A 7,438-nucleotide genomic window follows, 5' to 3' on the forward strand; every position below is an offset into this window, starting at 1 on the left:
AGAACCCCCTCACCCCCCGTACCATGGACCTCCCTTCGGGAGTTCCATGGTAACCATTCAGGACCCCCAAGCTGTATCGACGCGAAACATTCGCTCAACCCGCCGCGCGGATGGCCTTCTGGATCGATGCCAGCAGCGACTTCTTGCTCACCGGCTTGACCAGATGGCCATCGCAACCGGCGGCCAGGCTCTCCTTCTGGCGGTCGAGGGTGGCATGGGCGCTCAAGGCCAGGATCACCATGGGCATGGCATTGCGTTTCTGTTCCCACTGCCGGATCAGACGGGTCGCGGTCAGCCCATCCATCACCGGCATCTCCACATCCATCAACACCAGGTCGAACGACTCCTGGCGGATCCGCTCCACCGACTCCTGACCGTTCTTCACGGTCACAACCCGTTCATGGGATTTTTCCAGATAAACCTGAAACAGAATCTGATTCTCCGGACAGTCCTCGGCCAGCAGGATTCTCAACCGGCGCGCCTCGCCGGAGGAGTCGGCCACATCCGACGCAACCGGGACCAACGAATCCACCGCCCGGATCGGCAGGGAAAAATGGAAGGTGCTGCCGGCATTCGGACGGCTCTCCACCCAGATGCGCCCATTCATCATCTCCAACAGCCGACGCGAGATGGTCAATCCCAACCCCGTGCCCCCGAAGCGCCGGGTGATGCCGGTGTCGGCCTGGGAGAACTGCTCGAAGATGCGCGTCTGGAACTCCGGGGCGATGCCGATGCCGGTGTCCGCGACCGAAAACAAAAGCGCCTCGGGATCCTCGGGATGGCGTTCAAGCGTCACCCGGATGCGTCCCCGTTCCGTGAACTTGATGGCATTGCCGATCAGGTTGATCAGAATCTGCCGCACCCGGCCATCATCCCCGAGCATGGCCCTGGGCAGATCCGGGGCGATCCGGACCGCCAGTTTGAGCCCCTTCTGCTCCACGGAAAGACGCATCAGATTGCAGATCTCCTCCACCAGGGCGGTCGGAGAAAAAGGCGCCTCGCTTAAACTGAACCGCCCGGACTCGATGCGCGAGAAGTCGAGAATATCGTTGATGATGGTCAACAGCGCCCCTCCGGAGCGGTGCATCATCTCCACGAAATGGCGCTGCTCGGGGGTCAGGTCGCTCTCCAACAGCACGCCGCTCATCCCCAGCACGATGTTCATCGGCGTGCGGATCTCGTGGCTCATCGCGGCCAGAAAATCGCTCTTGGCCTTCACCGAACGCTCTGCCCGCTCCTTGGCCTCACGCAGTTGTTGTTCGAACCGTTCCCGAACCTCGATCTCCTTTTTCAAGGCGTCGTTGGCCGTGGCCAGTTCGGCCAGGAGATGATCCGTGGTGATGCGGCGGTGATAAAGCTCCAGAAACACCCGGATCTTGGAGAGCAGGGTGTAGTCATCGATGGGCTTTTCGATGTAGTCCACGGCGCCCACGCCGTAGGCATGGATGCGGTGGGACAGATCCTTGTAGGCGGCGGTGACGAAGATGATCGGATAGTCCCTGGTGCGCTCCTCGCCGCGCAGCAGGGTGGCCACCTCGTAGCCGTCCATGTCCGGCATCTGCACGTCCAACAGGACCAGAGCGAATTCGTGTTCCAGGCAGAGATTCAACGCCTGGTTGCCGGAGGCCGCCTCCAGGATTTCGGCGCGCACCTGACGCAACAGTTTGCGCAGGGCCAGTCGATTGGCCGGTACGTCATCGACGATCAGCAGTTTGGGCAACAATTCGCTCATCCAGAGGACCTCGACGCGTGTCCGGGTGACGGGTGTGGATGGACATAACGGGAGCGGTAGACCCGACTCAACGAATCCACCGCGGCGAACGCGTCATCCACCGCGCTGCCCGTGAGACTCTCCTGGGAGCCGAGGCACAGAAAACCACCCTGCACCAGACTGTCGCGGAACATGCCGAGCACCCGATTTTTCAAGTGCGTTTTAAAATAGATCAGCACATTCGCGCAATAGATCAGCTGGGTTTCGGCGAACACGCCATCCGTGACCAGGTTGTGGTGGGCAAAGACGATGCGCTGGCGAATCGGTTCGATGACCCGGGCATGCTCTTGATCCAACTCGAAATAGTCCAGGATCGATCCATGACCTCCAGAGAGTTGGTAATTGCGCGCGAATCCGGTCACGCGTTCGCGGGGATAGACCCCCTCCTCGCCGACGGCCATGGCCTGATCGTTGATGTCGGTGGCGAACAGGGTGGTCACGGGGAGCAGCCCCATCTCATGGAGCAGGATCGCCAGGGAGAAGGCCTCCTCACCGCTGGCGCACCCTGGAATCCACACCTGCAGGCGCGGATAGGTGGCGAGATAGGGAACCACCTGGTCACGCAGGGTCAGATGCAGGGCGGGATCCCGGAACATCTCGGTGACCGGCACGGAGAGATCCCCGATCACCGTGCCGACGAAGCGCTCCTCGTGGAGCAGGCGGGGCAGCAACTCCAGCAGGGAGGCGCAGCCGTGGCGGGTGCGGAGGTTCTCCAGGCGTCGGTGCAACGAAGCGGGTGAGTAGCCCCCGAAGTCGTAACCATGACGGAGTTTCAAGGCCTCCAGAAAAAGGCGGGCTTCGATCTCCGGGATGGACGGGATGGTCATGACGCGGACGCGAGCCACCGGTGCATCATGGCCAAAAGCCGGTCGAGATCCACCGGTTTGGCCAGGTAGTCGCTCGCGCCGGCTTCGAGACACTTCTCGCGCTCTCCGCTCATCGCCCTGGCGGTCAGGGCGATGATGGGCAACCCGCGCCAATCCGGATTGCTGCGGATGGCACGCATGGCGGCATAGCCATCCATCTCCGGCATCATGATGTCCATGATCACCAGATCGATGGCGCTGTTCTCCCGCAACTGATTCAGGGCGCGCAGTCCATCCTGGGCCATGAGCACCTGGAGTCCGCGCGCGCGCAGCGCCTTGGACAACGCAAAGATGTTGCGCATGTCGTCATCGACGATCAGCACGCACTTGCCGGAGAGGACCGGATCGTGGTCGATGGCGGATTTGACCGGCTGGGCCGGGGGCAGGCTCTTTTCGCCGCCGCAAAAGACCTCTTGCAGGAACAGGGAGACCTCGCTCTGCAACCGCTCCGCCGACCGTTCCCCCTTGATGATGATGTGATCGGTGAACTCACGCAAGTGCAAAGTTTCGCGATCGGTCAGCTCGCGACCGGAGTGGATGATCACCGGCGGGAGGTCCATCCCGTCGGTCTGTGCCCGCTCCAGCAGATCGAAACCGCTGACGCCCCCCAGGTTCAGATCCAGCACCATGCAGCAGAAACGCTCCTGTTTGAGCCGCTCGAGCGCCTCTTCGGCGCGACCCACGAGGGTGGCTTTGACCTCCCTGGTTTCGAGCAGTTTGGCGATCGCCTTGCGGGTGCGCGGATCATCCTCGATCACCAGCACATGGCGGGGTTGCAACAGGCCGCCCTGACTCCTGGCGATGCGACCCAGCACGGTTTCGATCTGCGCCTGACTGACCGGTTTGATCCAGAAGGCCTCGGCCCCCTCCTCGAGTCCGTGTCGCCGTTCGTCGCGACCGGAGATGACATGCACCGGAATGTCACGGGTGGCGGCATCCTCCTTGAGCCGTTTGAGCACCGCCCAGCCATCCATGCCGGGCAGACCGATATCCAGGATCACCCCGTCCGGACGCAGACGGGCCACGGCCTCCACCCCCTCCTCGCCGCTGGCGGCGACACGGGTGGCAAACCCCTTCTCCCTGGCCAGGTTGGCCAGGATATTGGCGAATACCGGGTCATCGTCGATGATCAGAACCTTTTTTTCATCCCCGCGCACCGGAGGCAGAGTGGAGACGCTGGGCGGTTCGACCGGCGCGACCGGCTCCTCGCCCGTCACCACCGCCTCGCACAGGGGCAGGGTGAGGGTGAAGGTGCTGCCCACCCCCTCGCGGCTCTCGACCTGAATTTCGCCACCCAACAACCGCGCCAGCTCGCGGGCGATGGAGAGTCCCAGTCCGGTGCCGCCGTGACGACGACTGGTCGAACCATCCACCTGTTGAAACGCCTGAAAAATCCGCTCCTCCATCCCCGTGGGGATGCCGATGCCGGTATCCCGCACCGCCATCACGATCCGCTGGTCCGCCTCCCGAACTCCCGGCTGAACGGCACTGGAAATGGTGAGGGAAACCCGCCCGGTCTCGGTGAACTTGATGGCATTGGCCAGAAGGTTGATCAGAATCCGCTCGAGCTTGTTCGAATCGGTGAGCAGGGCGGCAGGCACGCCAGGAAGGATGTGCATGCCGAGTTCCAGGCGCTTCTCCTGGGCCAGGGGCTGAAAACGACGCTCCAGGCGCGCCACCAGCTGGGTCGGGAAAAGGGGCTCCTCCACGATCTCGATCGTGCCCGACTCCACCTTGGAGAGATCCAGGATGTCGTTGATCAAACGCAACAGATCCGTGCCGCTGTCGTGGATGATCTGGGCCGACTCGCGCTGATCCTCGTTCATGTTCCCTTCCGGGTTGGAAGCGAGCGAGCGGGCCAGGATCAGCAGGCTGTTCAGGGGGGTGCGCAACTCGTGGGACATGTTGGCCAGGAACTCGGACTTGTAGCGCGACGCCTTTTCCACCTCCCGGGCGTTGAGTTCCGCCAGCTCGCGGGCGGCGTGCAACTCGCGGGCGTGGCGTTCCAGTTCGTCGTGCTTGCCACGCAGCTCCTCGTTGGCCGAAAGCAGCTCCTCGCCCTGCACGCGCATCTCCTCCTCGGAGCGACGCAATTCCGTGGTCTGCCGTTCCAGATCGTCGCTCTTGACGCGCAACTCCTCGTTGATGACGCGCAGCTCCTCCTCGGATTGCCGGAGCAACGCCTGTTGATGGCGTGACTCCTCGAGCAGTTCCGTGGTGCGCCGGTGGCGGTTGAGGCTCTCCAGGTTGATGGCGATCACCGGCAAAAGAGTCTCCAGAAGCGCGTGATGCCTGGGAGTGAACGCCAAAAACGAGGCCACCTCCACCACGCCGAGGATGCGATCCTGAAAGACCAGGGGGGCGAGCAGCAGACCGCGCGGCGCGCCATCCCCCAAACCGGAACCGATCTTCACATACCCCTCGGGCAGCGCGGTGAGGGTCAACACCTGCCGTTTCTGGGCGCACAGGCCGACGAGATTCTCGCCGATCGGAATCTCGCGGCGCGTCAAGACCGCCTCGTCCAGACCATATCCTCCCTTCAATACCAGAACCTCGCGCGTTTCGTCGAACAGATAACAAGCGCCATGCCGCCCCTCCAGAAGCGGGGTCAACCGATGCGCCAGCTGTCCGGCGAACGACTCGGTGTCGGTGCGCTGCTGAAGATGGGTGGAGAGGGCATTGACCTCGCTCTTGATCCAGGTCTCCTCGTCGGTGCGGCGCGCCATCTCCTGCAACACCCCGATCGATCGGGCCAGAGTGCCGAATTCGTCCTGCCGCTCCGTGCCCGGCACGGCGGTGGAGAACCGTTTCTCGGCCAGGTTGTTGACCGCCTGATTCAAGGCGCGCAACGGTCGGGTGATGGCACGGGTGGCCTGGATCGCCACGAACAGCCCCAGCACCACGATGAACAGAAAAAATCCGATCACCACCCGTCTGGCCGCAGCCACGGACTGTTCGTACTCCTGGGAAAAGAGAAATGCTTTGTTGTACGAAAACTCCGTGATATAATGAACATTCTCGTCGATACGCGCCAGTCTGCGCCGATACGCCTCTTCCTCGTGCAACGCCGCCGCTTCGCGACTCCTGCCCTCGAGCAGCAACTCGATCTCGCGATGCAACAACGTATGCCACCAGCTCTCCAACAACCCCCTGGTCTCACGCACCCGTTCCATATCCCCGAGAAAACGCGACTCGATGATCCCCAGCTGGCCCTGGAGATTGTTCCAGGTGGCCTGCAAGCGGGTCTCGGTCCGTTGAATCTCCTCTTTGTTCTGGAACGTCAGCAACAGAACGCTGGCGTGTCGGATCTCCCGTACATCCTTGTCCAACTTCTGCACCGCGCCGTTGACCTTGAACGGGTGCTCCACCATGCGCTGCTGGATCTCCTGCAACTGGCGGTTTTGATGATCGAACAGGGCGAACTGGGCGAACAGGAGCGCGATCAGCACCGAAAATCCGGCGGCAATGCGCTGGGCCATGGTGAGATGGTGCAAGGAAGGCATGCCATTCAATCCTTACTCAAGGGTCGAGCGAACCGGCCATTCAAGCCATGCACGCCGCGAGGGTGGCACGCACCGCGTCGAGATCGACATCGGCGCGCACCAACGTTCGACCGATCCGCTCGGGCAGCACGAAGCGGATCCGACCCGCCTCCACCTTCTTGTCGTGGCCCATGGCCTCGACATACGCCTCGACCGGATGGACCGGGAGCCGCACCGGCAGACCGGCCCGCTCGATCAGGGCGGTCATGCGCCGCTCCTCGTCCGGAGGACAAAGACCGATCCGCACCGCCAGCCGCGCGGCCACCACCATGCCCATGGCCACGGCCTCGCCGTGCAACCACTGGTCATAGCCGGTCAGCGCCTCCACCGCATGCCCGAAGGTGTGGCCGAGATTCAACAAGGCCCGCACCCCCTGTTCCCGTTCGTCCTGGGCCACGATTTCCGCCTTGATCGCGCAGCTGCGATGGAGAATCTCGATCATCAGGCCCGGATCACCGGACAGAACCGCCTCCAGGTGGGTTTCGATCGTCTCGAAAAAGGCCCGGTCCCACAGCACGCCGTATTTGATCACCTCGGCCAGGCCGGCCAGAAGCTCCCGTTTGGGCAACGTGGCAAGGGTATCGATGTCCATGAGCACCAGGCACGGTTGATGGAAGGCGCCGATGAGGTTTTTGCCCAGGGCATGGTTGATGCCGGTCTTGCCGCCCACCGAGGAGTCAACCTGGGCCAGAAGCGTGGTCGGCACCTGCAGGAAAGGGACTCCACGCAGATGACAGGCGGCGGCGAAACCGGTCATGTCGCCGACCACCCCACCCCCGAGAGCCACCAACCCATCGCCGCGTTCGAAACGGTTGGCGATCAGGCCATCGAAGATCGATTGCAGGGTGACCCAGTTCTTGTGGGTCTCGCCGTCCGGCAGAACGATCCCGATCACCTGGTAGCCGGCCTCGACGAGCGCGCGACGGGTGGCGTCCAGGAACAACGGGGCCACCGTGGCGTTGGTGACCACGGCCAGGCGTCGTCCCCGGAAGCGGATGCGCGCCTCGTCGCCCAAGCGGGAGAGGATCCCGGCGCCGATCAGGATGTCGTAGGAGCGTGGCCCGAGATCCACGGTCAGGGTCCGCGCCGTGGCGGAGAGGGAGTCTGCCATATTTTTTCGTTACCAGCTCTGGACGGATGAAGATGAATCGTCTAAAAAAACAGGGTTGACTTTACCGGAAGCGGCGCGCCGTGGCAACACATCTTACCATGGAACTCCCGAAGGGAGGTCCATGGTACGGGGGGTGTGGGGGTTCTCC

The 7,438-nt window shown here is 62.9% G+C and carries 4 protein-coding genes; all 4 read right to left on the bottom strand.

Annotation, left to right across the window (positions count from 1 at the left end; all coding sequences use genetic code 11):
• Positions 1 to 94: 94 nt before the first annotated feature.
• Genes ACV4UY_RS16185 through aroB form a run of 4 tightly spaced genes read right to left on the bottom strand, consistent with a single transcriptional unit; the run spans position 95 to position 7,290 of the window.
• Positions 95 to 1,732 carry a response regulator gene (locus ACV4UY_RS16185; RefSeq protein ID WP_491608590.1) on the bottom strand — a complete coding sequence of 546 codons (1,638 nt, stop codon included), beginning with the start codon at positions 1,730 to 1,732 and terminating at the stop codon, positions 95 to 97.
• Positions 1,729 to 2,598 (bottom strand): CheR family methyltransferase, encoded by an 870-nt coding sequence (locus tag ACV4UY_RS16190; RefSeq protein ID WP_491608591.1) that lies wholly within the window; start codon positions 2,596 to 2,598, stop codon positions 1,729 to 1,731. The genes ACV4UY_RS16185 and ACV4UY_RS16190 overlap by 4 nt, the downstream gene beginning before the upstream one ends.
• Positions 2,595 to 6,140, bottom strand: a complete 3,546-nt coding sequence (locus ACV4UY_RS16195; RefSeq protein ID WP_491608592.1) for a response regulator — start codon at positions 6,138 to 6,140, stop codon at positions 2,595 to 2,597. The genes ACV4UY_RS16190 and ACV4UY_RS16195 overlap by 4 nt, the downstream gene beginning before the upstream one ends.
• A gap of 40 nt (positions 6,141 to 6,180) precedes the next feature.
• Positions 6,181 to 7,290 carry a 3-dehydroquinate synthase gene (gene aroB, locus ACV4UY_RS16200; RefSeq protein ID WP_491608593.1) on the bottom strand — a complete coding sequence of 370 codons (1,110 nt, stop codon included), beginning with the start codon at positions 7,288 to 7,290 and terminating at the stop codon, positions 6,181 to 6,183.
• Positions 7,291 to 7,438 lie beyond the last annotated feature (148 nt).

The sequence above is a fragment of the Candidatus Magnetaquiglobus sp. genome (assembly GCF_058402785.1).